At 49.5% G+C, this 17,754-nt stretch carries 21 protein-coding genes; 7 read left to right on the top strand and 14 right to left on the bottom strand.

The annotated features are described in order from the left end of the window. Positions 1–207: 207 nt before the first annotated feature. The 4 genes from J4G02_12010 to J4G02_11995 form a co-directional block, all read right to left on the bottom strand. Positions 208–1,041: a phytanoyl-CoA dioxygenase family protein gene (locus tag J4G02_12010; GenBank protein MCE2395303.1), complete on the bottom strand. Its 834-nt coding sequence runs from the start codon at positions 1,039–1,041 to the stop codon at positions 208–210. A gap of 53 nt (positions 1,042–1,094) precedes the next feature. Continuing rightward, positions 1,095–1,829 (bottom strand): phytanoyl-CoA dioxygenase family protein, encoded by a 735-nt coding sequence (locus J4G02_12005; GenBank protein ID MCE2395302.1) that lies wholly within the window; start codon positions 1,827–1,829, stop codon positions 1,095–1,097. An 82-nt stretch (positions 1,830–1,911) separates the two neighbouring features. Further along, entirely contained in the window at positions 1,912–3,042 is a 1,131-nt protein-coding gene (gene dgoD, locus J4G02_12000; GenBank protein ID MCE2395301.1) for a galactonate dehydratase, read from the bottom strand. Between the two features lie 25 nt (positions 3,043–3,067). Then, the gene (locus J4G02_11995) at positions 3,068–3,865 is read right to left on the bottom strand and encodes an MBL fold metallo-hydrolase (protein MCE2395300.1); all 798 of its coding nucleotides are present in this window, start codon (positions 3,863–3,865) and stop codon (positions 3,068–3,070) included. A gap of 406 nt (positions 3,866–4,271) precedes the next feature. On the opposite strand from J4G02_11995, the gene J4G02_11990 reads away from it, so the two are divergent. From J4G02_11990 to J4G02_11960, 7 genes are all read left to right on the top strand, one after another. After that, positions 4,272–5,234, top strand: a complete 963-nt coding sequence (locus J4G02_11990) for a nucleoside hydrolase (protein ID MCE2395299.1) — start codon at positions 4,272–4,274, stop codon at positions 5,232–5,234. A gap of 484 nt (positions 5,235–5,718) precedes the next feature. Further along, complete coding sequence (locus J4G02_11985) at positions 5,719–6,093, top strand: hypothetical protein (protein ID MCE2395298.1); 375 nt, start codon at positions 5,719–5,721, stop codon at positions 6,091–6,093. Further along, positions 6,090–6,524 carry a HEAT repeat domain-containing protein gene (locus tag J4G02_11980; GenBank protein MCE2395297.1) on the top strand — a complete coding sequence of 145 codons (435 nt, stop codon included), beginning with the start codon at positions 6,090–6,092 and terminating at the stop codon, positions 6,522–6,524. The genes J4G02_11985 and J4G02_11980 overlap by 4 nt, the downstream gene beginning before the upstream one ends. After that, positions 6,521–6,937 (top strand): DUF420 domain-containing protein, encoded by a 417-nt coding sequence (locus J4G02_11975; protein MCE2395296.1) that lies wholly within the window; start codon positions 6,521–6,523, stop codon positions 6,935–6,937. The genes J4G02_11980 and J4G02_11975 overlap by 4 nt, the downstream gene beginning before the upstream one ends. Positions 6,938–7,036: 99 nt before the next feature. Beyond that, complete coding sequence (locus tag J4G02_11970; protein MCE2395295.1) at positions 7,037–7,822, top strand: chlorite dismutase family protein; 786 nt, start codon at positions 7,037–7,039, stop codon at positions 7,820–7,822. 8 nt (positions 7,823–7,830) lie between these two features. Next, positions 7,831–8,556, top strand: a complete 726-nt coding sequence (locus J4G02_11965; GenBank protein MCE2395294.1) for an ABC transporter permease — start codon at positions 7,831–7,833, stop codon at positions 8,554–8,556. Between the two features lie 5 nt (positions 8,557–8,561). Continuing rightward, positions 8,562–10,226 carry a GldG family protein gene (locus J4G02_11960; protein MCE2395293.1) on the top strand — a complete coding sequence of 555 codons (1,665 nt, stop codon included), beginning with the start codon at positions 8,562–8,564 and terminating at the stop codon, positions 10,224–10,226. Positions 10,227–10,249: 23 nt separating this feature from the next. Here J4G02_11960 and J4G02_11955 read toward each other — a convergent pair whose 3' ends face one another. The 10 genes from J4G02_11955 to J4G02_11910 form a co-directional block, all read right to left on the bottom strand. Continuing rightward, positions 10,250–10,654, bottom strand: coding sequence for an SCP2 sterol-binding domain-containing protein (locus J4G02_11955; protein ID MCE2395292.1), 405 nt, complete (start codon positions 10,652–10,654; stop codon positions 10,250–10,252). Positions 10,655–10,692: 38 nt separating this feature from the next. After that, a complete protein-coding gene (locus J4G02_11950) occupies positions 10,693–11,952 on the bottom strand; it encodes a mandelate racemase/muconate lactonizing enzyme family protein (protein ID MCE2395291.1) in 1,260 nt (419 codons plus the stop codon). Between the two features lie 324 nt (positions 11,953–12,276). Next, on the bottom strand, positions 12,277–13,041 hold the full coding sequence (locus tag J4G02_11945) for a nucleotidyltransferase domain-containing protein (GenBank protein ID MCE2395290.1): 765 nt from the start codon (positions 13,039–13,041) through the stop codon (positions 12,277–12,279). A gap of 40 nt (positions 13,042–13,081) precedes the next feature. Continuing rightward, complete coding sequence (locus J4G02_11940; protein MCE2395289.1) at positions 13,082–13,807, bottom strand: M14 family metallocarboxypeptidase; 726 nt, start codon at positions 13,805–13,807, stop codon at positions 13,082–13,084. 16 nt (positions 13,808–13,823) lie between these two features. Continuing rightward, a complete protein-coding gene (locus J4G02_11935; GenBank protein MCE2395288.1) occupies positions 13,824–14,603 on the bottom strand; it encodes an RraA family protein in 780 nt (259 codons plus the stop codon). A 203-nt stretch (positions 14,604–14,806) separates the two neighbouring features. Beyond that, entirely contained in the window at positions 14,807–15,541 is a 735-nt protein-coding gene (locus J4G02_11930; GenBank protein ID MCE2395287.1) for a sugar phosphate isomerase/epimerase, read from the bottom strand. A gap of 80 nt (positions 15,542–15,621) precedes the next feature. Beyond that, positions 15,622–15,816 (bottom strand): hypothetical protein, encoded by a 195-nt coding sequence (locus tag J4G02_11925; protein MCE2395286.1) that lies wholly within the window; start codon positions 15,814–15,816, stop codon positions 15,622–15,624. A 149-nt stretch (positions 15,817–15,965) separates the two neighbouring features. Next, positions 15,966–16,952 (bottom strand): hypothetical protein, encoded by a 987-nt coding sequence (locus J4G02_11920; protein MCE2395285.1) that lies wholly within the window; start codon positions 16,950–16,952, stop codon positions 15,966–15,968. Positions 16,953–16,965: 13 nt separating this feature from the next. Continuing rightward, positions 16,966–17,349: a hypothetical protein gene (locus tag J4G02_11915; protein MCE2395284.1), complete on the bottom strand. Its 384-nt coding sequence runs from the start codon at positions 17,347–17,349 to the stop codon at positions 16,966–16,968. Then, on the bottom strand, positions 17,337–17,754 hold a 418-nt coding region (locus J4G02_11910; GenBank protein ID MCE2395283.1), incomplete at its 5' end, for a Gfo/Idh/MocA family oxidoreductase. The genes J4G02_11915 and J4G02_11910, both read right to left, overlap by 13 nt.

Below are 17,754 nucleotides of genomic sequence, written 5' to 3'. Positions count from 1 at the left end.
ACGGTGCATGACCGAGACCGCAACGCTGCAATTAACATCTTTAGGGTTGGGGCATCAACCCATGAAGGAGAGGTTGTAAGCCCATCTTCGGATGGCTAACCTTGTTGATAGCACAATTCACACGCCTGAAGGACATAACAATCCCCCTCCTTTAGGCCGGGGAGTATGTCAAGCTCTTAGCGTATTGCACTTTTCTTGATATGAGCCCTAACTGTCCGAAATGATTTTGTTCGGCTCCCGTGGTATAAGTTCTAGCGGTTGAACAATCTGCCGGCGTTCAGGGGTCAAGCGTTCCAACAGTTCCGGTGAGGGCTGATAACCGTATCGGAAATTGCCCCAAGAAGGTCCATAGCGATAAACGATAGTTCGGCGGATACCAGGATTCTCCCGTTTCGCTGAACCGTGTGCTGCCCCATCAACGAAAAGTAGCGCGTCGCCCGCTTTGATGTGGATTTCAACGGCCCCTTCAATCCCTTCGACCGTCGCTCCCACTGCCATTCTGTGTTTGTCGTAGTGCGGATGTCTGAAGTTGGATTTATGACTGCCGGGGATAATCATTGTGCCACCGTCACCGGGTCCAAAGTCCGTCAGTGCAATGAGAATATCAATCTGTCCGCACATGAAGCGACCGTTGTGATACCGGAATTGGTTTCGATGGATGGGTGGGTATCCCCCTGAGTGCAATCCAATAGCTTCTCCCGGACCACGGAAGGTAGCAAAGTTCTCATCTATAAACAGGGGACCGTGGTGGTAATCAAAGCTGCCCTCCCCTCCGACAAAGTGTTTCACCTTGTCAATCCATGAAGGGTGATCAATCAACCTCTCAAAGGGTTCGCCCGCTTCGTAAATCTGCTGTAGATTGAAACCGTCGGTCGTGCCATACCGGTGCGCGTGAACATAACCGTACCATTCACCCGCCTCCAACGGTGGTATCGCATCAAGACATTCGTTGAGTTCTGCGACCTCTTCGGGGGTTAAAGCATTTGGCAAAACGATATAGCCGCGTAAGTCAAACAAATAGATTTCAAGATCGGTGACCATAAATTCTCCTTTGATTCGGTGTTCGTTAGCTCACTATGTCAGTCCTATTAGGTTTAATCACCATCCAACGCTAAGACCTTGCGAGCAAGCGGGGATAGTCGAGCTTGGACCTCGGGCGACAGATATTTCCTCTGTTCAAGCTGCTGTGGCAATCCACGCCGCGTGAAATAGCCGTGCATAACCCGCCGTCGATGACCCGATGGATTGGCAGATGCCCCATGAAGGATATGCGCGTTAGTGATGACGACACTACCGGCAGGGATTTCAGCATAGACCACACCCGCCTCGTCGTCGGGTGGCGGTTCATCGGTCTGATGGCTGCCGGGAATCAGCCGGGTCGCACCATTAGCTTTGTTCATATCGTCAATTGCCCACAGTGAATTGGCAACGATGGGGCCCGAATCGGGTGCAGGTGATCCATCGCGGTGGAGACCCTGGCTGCCTTGATTCTTCAACGGTTCAAGGGAATTGAGGCTAGAAAGAATGCAATCTTCCCCGAGCAGATGGCGGACGAGGTCATAGACCGGACTTCGCAAAAATATCGACTCAAAGAACCGCCCCTTGTTTACAAGGTTAGAGGCAAAACGGTAGCCTTCAACCTTCCGAAGTCCGTCTCGTTCAGGATCGAAGGTTGCGTAGATGCTATCTAGCGCCCCCCGAAGAAAGAGAAGTTCATCTTCGGTCAGAACATTTGAGGCTATGGTAAATCCATTCTCCTCCAGATTCTGGAGGTGGTTCTGGAGAACTTCATCGGCTGTCGGAGATCTACTGTTGAGGGATTGCGTCATCTTCGCACGCCTAGTTTGAATTAAATCTTCAGTTGTATCTGTACCTAATACCGTACAGCCATAACGTGGAGGCCTGTCTCATTTATCGGTCCTGCACGGATCCATCAAAGCCGATCGGTGTATCTAGCACCTTGTCCTGAACAGGATAGCTCAAAGCCGCTTCGTTCAACTCAATTCCCAATCCGGGGCCCTCAGGCACCGTCAGATAGCCCTCTTTCAGTTCCAGCGGTTCAACAAGCAAATCGCTCTTCGGTGGCTCCGCCTCACCCGTGTATTCCTGAAGTGCGAAATTTGGAATTGATGCATCCAACTGCACACACGCTGCCGTGCTCACCGGGCTAAGCGGGTTGTGCGGAATAACCTTAACGTGGTGTGCCTCCGCCATCCCTGCCACCTTCTTACACCCCGAAAGTCCGCCGCAGAGACATAAGTCCGGACGGATGTAAGAGGTCGCTTTGGCTTCAAGGAGCTGCTGGAACTCAAAAATGCTTGCGAATCGCTCGCCTGTCGCGATGGGCAGGTTGCACTGTTCCTGTACATCACCCATGATTGCTGGACTATCGGGCAACATTGGATCCTCGTAGAAGTAAGGATTGAACTGTTCCAGCCGCCGACCCAGCCAGATTGACTCTGCCGGATTCATCTGCCGGTGAATCTCTACGCAAATATCGACCGAATTGCCAACAGCCTCGCGTACCGATCCCACACGGCGTACCGCCTCATCTGCCCATTCTGAGTACGATTGATGGAGATGGAAATCTTGCGGAAATGGCGAGAAACGGAGCGCAGTAAAGCCCTGCTCTGCCTTTTTCACGGCATCCGCCACTAAGTCATCTAGGGTTGTCCCACCCACGTGCATATAACAACGGACGCGGTGACGCGTCATACCTCCCATCAGGTCATAGATTGGTACACCAAGTCGCTTCCCTTTGATGTCCCATAGTGCGATATCAATGGCTGAAAGCGCACCTTGAATGACTGATCCCATAAAATGCGATGAGCGGTACAACCATTGATAATGGTGTTCGATGAGCGACGGATCTTTGCCGACCAGATACGGCGACATAACCTCTAACATCGTCTTCGTTGGGCGCTGCCAACCATGAACGCCGCCCTCCCCAATGCCAACTGTGCCATCTTCACAATGAATCTTTATTAAGAGCCAACGATCCCAGAGAATCGTCTCTACACGTTCAATCCTTGTTTTCTGCATTGTGTTATTTTTCCTTTACTAAATATCAAGAAAGCTCAAATACCTGCCCATCATAGGATAGATACACATTTTCGGGCAGATCAATCTCCTGTTCAGCGCACTGATCCGGAAAGTACCGATGGTCAAGTCGGTGCATGATATGCGTAAAATAGGTCTCTTGGGGCTGCAGTGCCTCGACAACCTCTAACGCTTCCCCGACCGAGAAATGGGTTGGATGGCGCGGATTAAAACTGAGCGCGTCAATAATTAGTAAATCAATGCCTTGCAGTAACGCTCTAGAAGAATCGGGCAGTCGCTTCACATCAGGCACGTAACCGAAGTTATCAATTCGATAGCCGAAGGTTTGTACCGCAGCATGTTCAACCGGAATTGGGATGAGCTCAAACCCATGCAACTGAAACGGTTCTTGCACAATGTTAGGTAGCAGGTGCCCCACGCCACCACCCTGAAAGGTTTCTTTACTGAACATATAATCAAAATTGCGCTGCAGGATGCGGATGGTCTCCTCCGGGCCGTAGATGGGCATATCCATCTGTTGTTTACGACACGGCATGACAATGTCATTTGTCCCGCTCACATGATCTGCGTGGCAATGGGTAAAAACAACAGCGTCAATCCAATCAATTTTGTTGCGGTCAATCTGATCTATGAAATTGGGACCGAGATCGAATTGTAGGTGCTTATCATCCCTTTCAATATGAATTGATGGGCGCGTCCGATAATTTTTGGACCCAAACTTTCGGGCATCTTCGCAAGTTTCACACTCGCACTTATATTCGGGAACCCCTGTCGAAGTGCCTGAACCGAGAACAGTAATTTTCATACACCCTCCCCATGTCCTGTTGAGAATAGCTGCCAAAATCCCCCCGGATCATGGCGCAATTTATGATATATCAGGCAGGGGAATAATGCAACACCAAAATCCGAACTTGCTAATCCATCCAATCTATGATAGAATTTTTTGAATCATCAAAATTTCTTGATAACCTTTGGTGTGAATTAATGAAGGTATTGTTTCCACATCCTTCAAGTCGCTTTGGATCCCGATTTATCGGGAAGTTCATTGGTTCATTGCCCTATGACAAGAAAACGGGAGAGCAAGACGATTGAGTTTCCTGTTTTCCGGTCCTCACGTTTTACGCATCACGTTTCACGTTATCAACAGTCGCAAACTAGCACCATGAGTTGATAATTGAAAGGCAATTGATATCCCACAAGAGATCAAACCAATGCAGCGCATTCTGTTAGACACCGATACCGGCGTAGACGACGCCTTGGCAATCATCCTCGCGCTCAACTCGCCGGAGTTGAAGGTAGAAGCGATCACCTCCGTCAGCGGTAACGTCCATGTCGATCTCTGCACACGCAATTTGCTGATGACGCTTGAAGCGATGGACCTGAGTGAATATCCAATCTGTGCCAAGGGAGAATCGCAGCCGCTGATTAAACCGCTTGTGACAGCAGCACATGTTCACGGCTTGGACGGTCTCGGAGATGTGACACAACTGTTAGGGGGCGATCGCTCACGTCTCTACCCAGATCCCCAACCGCGGCTAGCAGCGATATCCGCCGTTGATCTCATCATTGACCTCGCCGGGCAGTACCCGGATGAACTCGTTCTCGTTCCAGTTGGACCGCTGACAAACATTGCCAAAGCAATAATAAAACATCCAGCGCGGATGCGGAGGATTCGAAAGATTGTGTTGATGGGGGGTGCCTTTGAAACTTACGGAAACGTCACGACGACCGCCGAATTCAACATCTTCGCTGATCCACATGCAGCGCAACTTGTTTTCGATTTTGGTGTGCCAGTGACAGTAGTACCGCTCGACGTAACACACCAAGTGATTCTGACAGGAAAACGCCTGGACGCCGAAATCGGTGAACGAAACGATAGATTATCGCAGTTTCTCCGAGATGTCACGCGAGCCACTATGGAATATCATCAATCCAACGAACGATTTTATGGAACCTATATTCATGACGCGCTCCCCATTGGCTTGCTCACGCATCCCGAAATTTTTGAAACTGTGGAGGCTTTCGTGCAGGTAGAAACTTCAAGCGATCTGACGCAGGGAATGACCATTGCTGATCTGCGTCCAGAAAGACCACGCCCAGAACCGAACGCCCGCGTCTGCGTAGGAGTAAACGCCGAAGCCTTCCTTCAGCTCTTCTTTGACCGCATACTATAGTGAATTAAAAAAATTAAGTAGATATTTACTAATAACTCCGACCTTCGCGCAGTTCCTAAAGTCCACCTGATAAGGGGGATTTAGGGGGTTGGCTGTCCATTGGGAGTGTCCACGTAATTCTAAAATCCATCATAAATAGAACTTACACACTTCAGTCGGGAATCGGAATTCTCTTCTACTGCTTAGGTTCTAATAAAAACGAGATGTAATTACTTGTAATTGTTTGTAATACAACTGACGACATCCAACTCTGAAATAGAAACAATTGATCCATTTTCGTGTGTAAAATGTGTACTTTTCATTTTCGCGTGGACAACATAACTTTTTAATCTCACTCATGTTAATAAGTCACACAAAGAAAACCGTAGGGGCGGGGTTCCCCCGCCCGACTGTACCAATGAACTAATGAACCAATAAACAATTGGTTTTCACATTTCACGCATTATCTTTCACGAATCACGTTTCTCGCTAAGGTAGTTACACTATGGAATGGGTACTAAATCTTTTTTCTGAATACCTTGAAAACGACTTCAAGAAGCGCCTCGGTGTTCCTAAGCCAACGGTTGATCAGCTATGGGATGTGTTCAAGGTGCTTTTTCCCACAACGACCGCGCGTCTATTGGTACAAGAGCCGGTGGGCAACACGGTGAGATTTAAGCTGCTTGCCTTCTACCACGCCGACGAGATGGGACCGTTAATTGACGACCCGATGGGTTACATCAAGAACAATTTTGGTGGAGGAAAGTTCAAAATCAACTTCTATCAAGGGATGCAGTTCATCGCAACAATAAACTTCAAGCCGGAAGGTCCTGAAATCTGGCGTGATTTGCCGGAGTTGGATGAATCAAAAATACAATGAAGTCCCAGCCAAAATTTACAGAATGCCCAAGTTGTCATAGCAAAAACGTGCAAGCAGTCGGTAAAGATGGATGGTTTTGCCTCGACTGCGATTGGGATGATCTACCCTTCGTTACTGGAGAGATGGATGCACTGATCTCCACGCTGCGGCACGGTGATGCGGAGGCGCGGCGGGAGGCAGCGCAGGCGTTAATCAATATCGGTGATTTTGAACGCCATATCGCAACGAGTGACGACTTAACTCCTCTGCTCGAAGCTCTCGACGACGCAGATGACGATGTTCGCTACTTTGCAACCGTTGCGCTAGGGCAGCTTGGAGATAGGCGTGCCCTTCCGAAACTGAAACAGGTTGCACGAAAGGATTCCGCGACTCTAGCGCGAGAGGGAGCAAAGACCGCAATCGAACGACTTGAAATGGTGAGCAGATCATGATTACCATCTCCGACCTACCGACGGTGAACGCTACACTGAATACAATCAGTACTGTTCTACTGACTGTTGGCTTCTTGATGATCCGGCGACGAAAAATTGTTGCCCACAGAAATTGTATGATTGCAGCGTTTGTAGTATCGGGGCTCTTCCTGACCTCTTATCTCATCTATCACTACCACGCTGGATCAACTCCCTTTGAAGGGAGCGGGTGGGTTCGTTCCGTCTACTTCGCTGTTCTTATCCCTCATATTATCCTCGCCGCTTCGATCCTCCCGCTCGCCTTGATAACACTTTATCTCGCTTTGCGGAAACGATTTATCAAACACCGGCGCATTGCCCGTTGGACACTTCCGATATGGCTGTATGTGTCCATAACCGGAATCATCGTCTATTGGATGCTCTACCATCTTTGAGGATAACGCAATTCATATTGAAATTGGGGAAGACCGTGTAGTATACTGTGAATTGAATCTGCAGGAAAAATTAAAGGTAACAACGAGGAAAATAAATCTATGCGTTCTCAAAATTCTGCTAGTCCCCAACATCGTCAGGACTCAGAGAAATCTAAGAGGCCTGTTCAACTCATCGATGCTCCAGAAATTCGTGAAATCGGTGCGCCGATTAATGGCGAACCCCAATACAGTACACGCCGCCTATTTTTGCAGCTTCAGGTATTCACAGGCTGCTCGCAACCACACAAACTAATCAATTCACTAAAAACAAGTGATTTGGAGGTTGTTCTCTATCACGATCTAAATGACCCGAAAGGTATCGGTTTGCTTTTTATGACGGAGGATGCGGAGGCGCTTGTGGCTGAGACGAGACGAATTCTCACAAGTGAGCCATTCAACCTTCTTCAACCAAAGCCTGAGTTCACCATGGTCGGCAGAACCTATGCTTCTGGGCGGGAGCCGGACTTGGAAGATTGGCTGCTCGTTAAACCGCGCCGTAATACACTTAATCCTGAACTATCGTGGGCAATCTGGTATCCGCTCCGTCGAAAACCGGAATTCTATCGACTTCCTAAACAGGAGCAAGGAAAAATCCTGATGGAACATGCGATGATTGGTAGAAACTACGTGGAGGCAGGATACGCGCATGACATTCGACTGGCGTGTTTCGGGTTGGATGCACGCGATAACGATTTCGTGATCGGATTGATGGGAACGACACTTCACCCGTTGTCACACCTTGTGGGTGAGATGAGAAAATCGCAACAGACCGCCGAATATCTCGAATCGCTTGGTCCATTTTTTGTCGGCAAAGTCTGCTGGCAGAGTCCATGTGATATCGTCTGAGGGGAAAGATGAAAAATATCGCTGTAATCGTTACCAAAGAATTATATACCTATTTTGTCTCACCCATCGCCTACTTCGTGTTCTTTATTTTTATAGCGGTTTCCGGGTTCCTATTCTATGTAATTCTGGGGAGTTTTGCCGCGTATCAGTACTCGACGACCGATGTGATACAGACCCTGTTTAACAACATCAGCGTCACCCTCCTCTTTTTCACCCCGGCTTTGACGATGAAACTTTTCGCGGAAGAAAAGAAAACAGGTACAATTGAACTGCTGATGACCTCCCCGCTCAAAGATACTGAGGTTGTCCTTGGGAAATTCTTCGCGAGTTGGATCATGTTATTCGTGATGCTACTGTTAACCCTGATTTTTCCGCTAATAACAACTCGATTCGGTAATCTAGACGTTGGACCAATTATCAGCGGATATTTGGGGTTGCTACTGCTCGGTTCGACTTTCCTCTCGCTTGGCGTGATGATATCTTCGATGACAAAAAATCAGATCGTTGCCGCCTTGACTAGCTTCGGTCTGCTACTCTCTCTCTGGATTATCGGTTTCTTGTCGAGTCGTGGAGGAAGGATTGGTGATTTCTTGGGGTATCTGTCACTCACCGAACACTTCAGCGATTTTTCACGGGGAACTGTCTCCCTCAAGCATGCAGTCTACTATCTGAGTTTCACGATCGTCTGTCTCTTCTTTACAGTTAAATCATTTGAATCATCAAAGTGGAGGTAATTTCGATGCACGGAACACCGCGTTCAGAAGATGCAAAATCACAATCAGGCGATAAGTGGGCAACGCTGCTCGGTTTTCTTACGCTCATCCTTCTATTTGCAACACTGTCGAGTCTGCTGCTGCGCCAACGTCTTGCTGTATGGATCTTCCTTGTTCTTGGTCTCGTGTCTCTGACCGCTTTTTTCATTCTGAAACGCCAAGCTGTGTCTCGTCTCTTTGTGAGTCGTCAAGTTCGCTACGGCACAAATGTTGGTGTCGCCGCTTTGTTGGTGACCGGGATTGCCATCATTGCCAACGTTATCGTCGTGCAAAGGTTCGATACATCCGCAGACTGGACAAGCGATAAGATATACACCCTCTCAGATCAGACGAAGAAAATCTTACATGGACTAGATCGAGAGGTTCAGGTGATTGCCTTCTTCAGTCTCAATCCTACCAATGATCAATTGGCACGCGATCGTCAACGCGCGGAGGCTTTACTAGAAATGTATCAACGCGAGACTGACAAACTCTCGGTCGAGTTCGTAGATCCTTATTCAGGGGCGATGAAGAGCCAAGAATATGAGATTCAGTTTGATGGGACAACCGTGTTCGAGAGCGGTGGGGTGCGGGAACGTATCACAACTGTCGATGAGCAGAAGTTTACCAGCGCGATTCTGAAAGTGGTCCGTGATGAGTTGGTAAAAATCTATTTCTTGACAGGTCACGAAGAACAGGCGATTGACGATTTTGATCAGAACCGAGGCTACAGCCAGACCAAAGAGGAGTTGGAAAAACAGAATTACAGGATTGAGACATTATCTCTGGCAACGCAGCCAGAAGTCCCCGCCGATTGTGCCGCACTTATTATCCCCGGTCCCAAAGCACCACTGATGGCACACGAAGTCAACGCGATTTCCAAATACTTGGACAAAAACGGTAAGTTGTTCCTAATGCTTGATCCCGCAGTGAACTCAGCGAAAGACCCAAATCAAGGGTTGGTTGACTTGATGGACAGATGGGGGGTTATGATTGGTAATGATCTTGTTTTGGATCGTATCCGTCCTGCTTTCTTCCTATTTGGTGGTAGTCAGCCAGAAGCGCCAACACTTAGTGACTTCGAGTTTCATCAGATTACACAAGATGTGTTGCGGCAGGTCACGTTCCAACTCGTTCGATCTGTTACTCCAAAGACAAATCCAAGAAGCGACCTCAATGTTAAATCGCTTGTAAAAACCACCGATGAAGTTGGCGGAAGTTGGGGCGAGACAAAACGGAAGGCTGATGGCACCTTTGAAATGGATCTTTCATATACAGAGGGAGAGGATATGCCGCCTCCGGTATCTCTCGCCGTTGCTATTCAGCGCGAGGATAGTGCAACGACCACGGGTAACAACTCCACCACTGATACACCGAAAACAAGCGGAACGCGAATCGTTGTGGTCGGAGATTCCGACTTTGCAACCAATCTCTTCTTCCATGGCACCGGTGGCGGTAATTTCTTTCTAAACACGGTAAATTGGTTGACGCTGGAGGAGGATCTCATTGCTATCCGCCCGGTAGATCCAACTGAACGAAGCCTTCGCATGATGACACCGAGCGAAGTCGCATTCGTGCAGATGACGGCAATCTTTCTAATCCCCCTAATCATCTTTCTGATTGGCGTAGGGGTCTGGTGGCGACGACGATAGGCACAGACTCTCACCATGGCACATCATTTGTCTTGTGCCATACATTCCTGATAGTGCTGCGGATAGATCTGAATGCCCGCCTTAATCAGAGAAGTGAGCGCCATAATCTTCGAGAGTGAGCCTGTGGGCACAATCTGGCGTTTCGTGATTGCGCCCATAACGTTAACTTCTCCCATCCAAAAGTGATGCGCAACATCTCCGGTCATGGCAAGCTCAACGTCCGGTTTTTCATTGCACTCACCACAGTGGATGACACCCTCACCGTCATGTGCAACAAGCGTAATGGAAGCCTCCGGTTCTGTGTAAGCAAACCTTACCGTTAATTTCAGCGATGCCAGTTCTCGCTGCACTTGCCCCTGAGATTTCAGCCGCTCAAACAACCCACCGATGCAGACATAGAGTTCCTCCGAAGTTTCAAAAACCGGCATAACTGAAAACCCTTCTTCCTACCTTCACATTTCACGCATCAACTCCAAAGCCTATCGTGCGACCGCTCCTTATCCCACTCGGTTGTCGGCGCAAAGTACTCTGGCTCGTCCAGGTGGAGATTCCGCTTTATGGCGTCCGGATTGAGTTCAATACCGAGTCCCGGTGTGTCTGGCACTTCCATAAATCCATCTTGGATAATTGGATTAGGAAGCCCGGTTACCAACTCGTTCCACTCCGGATCATCGACGGAATGATTTTCCAAAACAAGGAAGTTCTCTGTCGCTGCGGCGCAATGAATGCTTGCCATCGCACATACCGGTGTCCCCGCCATGTGTAATGCCATGGCGATACCGTGTTCTTGAGCGAGATCGCCAATCTTCTTGGTCTCCAAAATTCCGCCCGATGTCGCTATATCCGGATGACAAATGGAAATAGCTTTCGCCTCAAATAAGGTCTTAAACTCTTCCTTGCAGTAGATGTCCTCACCTGTACAGATTGGCGTCGCACACGCATTCGAAAGTCGAACGTACTGATCGGTGAATTGCCACGGCACCATATCCTCTAGCCACGCAAGGTTGTACCTCTCCAAAGCCCTACCGAGACGGATACAATCCTCGATTCCAATATGACCAAAGTGGTCGGTCGCAAGCGGAATCTCGTAGCCGATAATTTCTCGCACAGTTTCGACATACTCACATAAAAGCGCAATCCCTTTGTCTGTCAGACGGATGCCGGTGAACGGATGCATCAAGTTACCTGTATCAAGATGTCCTGACGGTGCGCAGAGGGTACCCGGAATATCTCTAACGAGTCCAATACCAACGTCCATCTTCAAGAAAGTAAACCCGCGATCCATCCGTTCCTTGAGTTTGTTTCCCATCTCCTCTGGATCTTTTAGCGACGGTGTGTCGGCATAGCAGCGAATCTTATCACGGAATTTTCCGCCCGCGAGTTGGTAGCAGGGAACACCGTAAGCCTTACCGGCGAGATCCATCAATGCCATCTCAATTCCGCATACACCACCGCCTTGACGTGCATGGTGCCCAAACTGCTTAATCTGGCGAAAGATCTTATCGACGTTGCAGGGGTTTTCCCCCAATATCCGGCTTTTGAGCAATAGTGCATATGTTTTGCTCGCTCCATCACGCACTTCGCCGAGTCCATAGATCCCCTGATTTGTGTCTAGCTTGAGAATCGGACCGCCGGTCCTTGTCTGAGTGAGGCGCATATCAGTAATTTTTAGTTCAGATGGACGAGAATTTGTGTTCACATTTGATGAAATTTCTGTAGATGTCATTAAATCTCCTTAAAATGGCTGTGATAAGTACCAAGTTGTAGTGGTAGGCATATTTGCTTTGAATCCCGATTTATCGGGGCTCGGTCTGCTGTAACCTGCACACACCCGTCGGTCAGGCATCTTACCCAACAAGTTTATCTGTGGAAACCGGTTTCCTAACCTGTCACTGCACATAGTCCCGTAGGTCGAGCATCTTGTCCGACTTCTCACTCGGCTCAACATCGGCAGGACGCCCGTAGGTCGAAATTCAGATCTCGACACTCAAATGTCAACACACTCTAGCAACTTAGATTGTAATGATATAGATCTGCTTAACGAAAAATGCTACAGTTCTACATTAATCCGTTTAACGGTTTCTTCAATGAGCGTCCGTTCCTCAGGGTTGAATATTTCAGCCAGCCACTCAGCCGTGAGGACATAGAGCCTTAATCCCGCCCGGACTTGGTCCGGCAGCGAAATATCACCAGCCATAGCAAATGACTTACGACTGAGCCTCACCCATTCTGATCTCTCACCTAGAGCGGCAGTCACCGCTAGATACGATGAATTATCTCCTGAGATGAGAATCCCTTTTTGAACACGCAGAACATCCGTTAATCCCCAAGACAGGCCGTGCCGCGCGTTAATCAATCTGCCATCATCGCATCGTCTCAACCCTTCAAGTCCTTTGTGAACCTCTTCGATCCAGCCAACCATCTGCGAACTGGCGTAAGCATTCGCTTTTTGCTGCATCGCTTCATCCCAAACAAACTGATGTGCACGATCTTGAATGGCACGAAAATAACCCCCTATATCGCGTAATGTCCGTGCGCTTCGGAGGCCGGCAATGCAAGTCGTCGCCTGTTCCGGCTTCGTGAACCAATCCTCAATTTGCGATGGAACGACATCACTGACTATCACTAAGGCACCATGAATGAAATGGGTTGTCGATTCAGCTTGCTGTGTGTCGTTCCTCCGATGAAAGCGAACGATATCCACATCGCTAAAGGTCCCAGCGTCGTTTCGGGCGAAACTGCCCATTAAAGCGATCGCCGCAACCCCCTGAGCGTCAAATTGAGCGGCAATGGCGCGAAAATCGGGTGTATTCATTTTGTGCCCCGAAGAGCTCGGCTCCTTTTTCGTAGATTCTTTAACCCAGAGCCTCAAGTGCAACATCCAACGTTGTCAAATGAACCGCTGTCCGTTGGTCAAGGTGCCAACTAGTTGGTGTCTCACAAATTATGACGTGATCTGCATTAAAATGAAAGAGGTAGGGAGCAAGCCCTGCAGCCCCCCAAGCGGGATCTACCTGAAAAACTCCATCGGCGATCGGCAGGTCACTTTCCCCCACCTCTCCATCAATCGGACCAATCTTTTCAATCTGCCGAGTTATTTCGGGACCAATCCATCGCTCATCGCGTTGGGCTTCGTAGAAGTATACACCCTTCGCCTCCCAATCTTCATGGAAGTCGATGCAGAAATCGAAACGCTGCCCTTCAATCGTTTTTTTGACGATGTCTACTTCAGCGATGCCGGTATCTTCAAATGAACGATTCAGATCTACGCCCCGTTTGTTTTCCCTCGTGTCGTGCACGTAACCGTAAGGATTGATACACGGTAGAATCAGGAACTTGAACTGTTGCAACAGATGAGTGTTATCCCGCCCCAAGAAACGCAACACCGATGCTGGTCCAGCGGGCTCGTCACCGTGAATACCTCCAGTAATCAAGATATTTTTGTGCACACCCAGACCGCTCCCCAACGAAACACAATGGATGGGGTAGCCGTCCACAACGCCTACGGTTTCTATCTGTGTGTGAGACGAGTTTAAGGATTCCAACCGCTCTGTGAAGCAGGTATAGTCTCGGTGGACCACCTTCCGTGCTCCCCCTTTAAAGCTCCTGAGTTTTTATCCACTCCGCAAAATCCGCGTTGATCTCGTCCGACCATGCCCCATCAATTTCACCGGGGGTATACTTCCCCTCCTGCAAGCGTTGGTGTCCAAATCGGTCACGCATGCGGATGGCCTCAGAACGTTCAACAACCTCTTGCGCCAAATGCGGTGGGACAAAAATGACACCTTCGCGCCTCCCAAGCACAATATCTCCCGGCAGGACTGTTGTTTCCAAAGTAACATCGGCGATGGCACTGGGGTCAACCCCGCGCACAAAGGTTGCAAAGTCCGGGAGGCTATAAATGCCGTCGAGGTCACGGATGCCACCGTCAATGACCATACCCGTTCTGCTGCGTGCAAAAATCGCATTGCCGAGATTATCGCCTGCGAAAGTACCGTTCTTTACCTTGCCAAACAGGTCAACAACAATCGTGTCATCTTCGAGGAGCGTATCAATCACCCACGAGTTTTGTCCACCGATACGTTTATCTGTCTTTCCCTGTTCTGCGACGACGTTTTGAAAGTCTGGACGTAGCGGAATAAACATGCACGTCACCGCCCTTCCGACCAAGACGCGATCCGGATGTAGGTTCATCCAATCCCCATCAAACTGAAAACGGTAGCCGTGCCCTTGGAGCACACCCCACGCCTCCTCAATCGTCACCTTTTTCATTCGTTCAACGATGTCGTCCGACACGCGAGGTCTCCCATCGGGAAACCGCTCGCCTTCCCACTCTCTCGTAATTTCGAGTATATTCTCTTTATTGACAAGTTGCACAGTTGTTAATTATCCTTCCTTCGACTTCGAGGTATGTATGTAGGGAGCGCAGATCTGCGTTCCCTAACTTTGCTGAACCAATATTGATGAACCTATTTCCTACCTACGCCAACCCCGCTTGTGCCCACACTGTATCCAACGATTCAGCAGCGGTTTTTGCAGCCTCCTGTGGATCCATCGCGCTAATCTTCGCGCTAAAAGGCTCAACCGTCACCGGACCATCGCATCAATTCAGCAAGCGGAATCACACCCGTCTCAGCCGGGATGCAGCGCACACTGTCAATCTGATCGTCCGGATCAATTCCTGCAGGGGCATCATTGATATGAACGTATACCACATCTGCTTTGGAGAGTTTTCTAACATCATCGAGTGTGGAACGGCAGGTATACCAATGCCACATATCGAATAGCAATCCAACGTTGCCCGTGCCAATCCCAGCGGCGAGCCCAAGCACAGCGTCCATCGTATAGGTGAACAGATGCTTCGCTGGTTTACGGCTCGTTGCCGGACCGATAAACTCAAGACCGAGCGAATGCCCATAATCTTTCAGGACCTCCGCAACGGGGCGCAGCCGTTTGATGTGAAAGTCCCAGTTCTCTTGGAATGAAAGATCATTTGAGCTCGGTGAAACAACGGTTGTCGTGCGATGGCAGCCGAGTTCTGCAGCAAGCTTCGCTAGGTCAGGGAGCTGCGATAGGCTTTCGTCGAACTCCGCATCGCTTCCACGATAGTTGACCGACAACCCCCAGCCGCCCATCTTCAAGCCTGCCTCCGCCCAGAGGTTTCTGACGTGATTGACAGAGTGCTCGCTTGCTAGCGTATTCGCTTCGCTGATATTCAAGTCTAGCCCCTCAAAACCCGCCGACTTTGCCAATGCTAGCCCTTGTTCGATATTCGCCTGAATGCCAATGGCACCCGGGCTCAGATTTTTGAACATATTATGCCTCCACGCACAGTTTGGTATATACACGCATCTCACTAAAAAGCAGTCGTTTCAATACCTGTAATTAAAATCTCTTATAGATCGTGTACAGAATGACAATCTGGCTCATCAAGTACTGCAAAAGGTAGCTGTTTGTCCTGCAGTAATTCGATTTGATGCCCCGAAACGATATAAACGTGATCTTTAGAAATTCGCGTTGTTCCACCTTCCTGAATCAATAATCGCCACGCTTTTCCCCAATCTGCTTCGGGAAGTTTTATGATTGGCATTTTGGTAACCTCCATTCCGCTGTCGTTTCTACTTATCCACCCGATACTTCTCCAAGGCATCTAGATCCAATTCACAGCCCAACCCGGGCGATTGCGGCACAGGTGTATACCCCTTTTCAAAGGTGAACCCTTCCGTAATCAAATCATCACTACGGGTCCAACTGCCGACTTGGCGCGACAGCAGCAGCGTGAAGGTAAGACCGCTCCATAATACCAAGGTCGTTTCCTGATCCGTGCCATACAGGGATGCCCGCCGCCTGTGCAATCGCAGCCGCCTTGACAAAGTTGACCATCGAACCACCCAAGTTGAGATAGTCCACCGCGTCAGCGCGAATCGCTTTAATCACGTCTGACGCACCACCGAGGTGAAGTGCCAACGGAAATGGTAACTCGCCGCGCATGTAGCGATATTGGGCTAGCACATCGTCCCGCAAGCCTTTTTTCGGGATGGGATCCTCAAACACTTCGACGTTCTCAAGTTCCTTTATCTGATCGGCAAGTTCAAGGGTTTGCTCAACGGTATAAAAGCGCTCGTTCGGATCGACCGTCATTTTGAATTCCGATCCACCAACCTCCCAGACCGCTCGTATCCGTTCCGCCATCGGTTCTTGGATTCGACATTTCGTTTTCAGTCCAGTGAACCCTCGCTCAATGGCAATTTTTGTGCTGCGCCCCGTATGCTCCGGCGTTTGGTGACCAATCCAAAAATCCGCTCGCACCTTGTCCCGACAAGCACCGCCCAACAGCGCGTGAACAGGAACATCCAGCCGCTTACCAACGAGGTCGAAGACTGCCATTTCAAACGCCTCGTATCCGGTGGGATAGGGACCCATGTCGATTTCCCAATCTTCTGGCGATTCGGGATTTGGCTTGAGCGGATCTGTGCGAAAGACGTTCTGCAAACACATCTTCATCACGTCCCTGCCCTTCAACTGTTCAGCCGCTTGAGCCACCACTTCTGTTGATTGACCTCTCCCTGTTTCACCAATTCCGGTGATGCCTTCATCGGTATGCATCCGAATAATCTGCTTGGGCACCCTCGCCCAATCGGGATAACCGCCGTATTCCTCGCTATGCACCGATTCGGGGAATACTGGAACAACAACCGTCCAAACATCGATCTGTGTAATTTTCATCAAAGTCCCCTTTCTACCAATTCTGCCTTCCGACGTAAAGCCCTCGATCCACCAACGGCAGCGATACCTTTGCGCCGCCATGCCGTTGCGATTCAACGAAGCCGAGAATCATCTCCTGACTGCGGCAAGCGATTCGAATATTGCCCGCCGTTTCGCGTCCTTCCTCAATTGCGACAACGATATCGTCAATCGCTCCGACAGTTCCGCTCAGGCGCGGGGGTTCAGGGAACGGCACCTCCTCGAGGATGTTCCATTCATCCTGAATCATGCGCCATTGACACGCCACACTGTCGTTGAAGGTGCGGAGCTTGCCCTTTGAACCACTCACCTCAAACTCAAACCCGCTACTCGCTAACAGATAGCCGCGAACGCCGTTCTTGAACGTTACATATCCCATCGGAATCCCCGGATCAATAAATCCACGTTCACATCGCCCTGCACATACTCGATATCAGAATCGCTCGCCAAATAGAGCAGCATGTCAGAGGTATGGGTGTGGCCCCACTGCGCTGCACCAACGCCGACATGACCAATCACCGCTTGAATCTCACCTAACTCTCCCTGATCTATCAGTTCTCGCATCTTCTGAAAGAGCGGCATATAGCGACGTTGCGTACCATAATTGAATTTGACACTGTGCTTTTCACACGCTGCTAACATTGCGTCCGCCTCTTCCATTGAGCAGCAGAGGGGCTTTTCACAGTAGATGCCTTTGACCCCATTTTCCGCCGCGAAAACCGTGATTTCAGCGTGTGTCGCCGGACGGGTGGCGATACTCACAATATCCGGCTTTTCCTTCCGA

The organism is Candidatus Poribacteria bacterium, from assembly GCA_021295755.1.
GTDB lineage: Bacteria > Poribacteria > WGA-4E > WGA-4E > PCPOR2b > PCPOR2b.
This window is presented reverse-complemented; position numbering and strand designations above follow the sequence as displayed.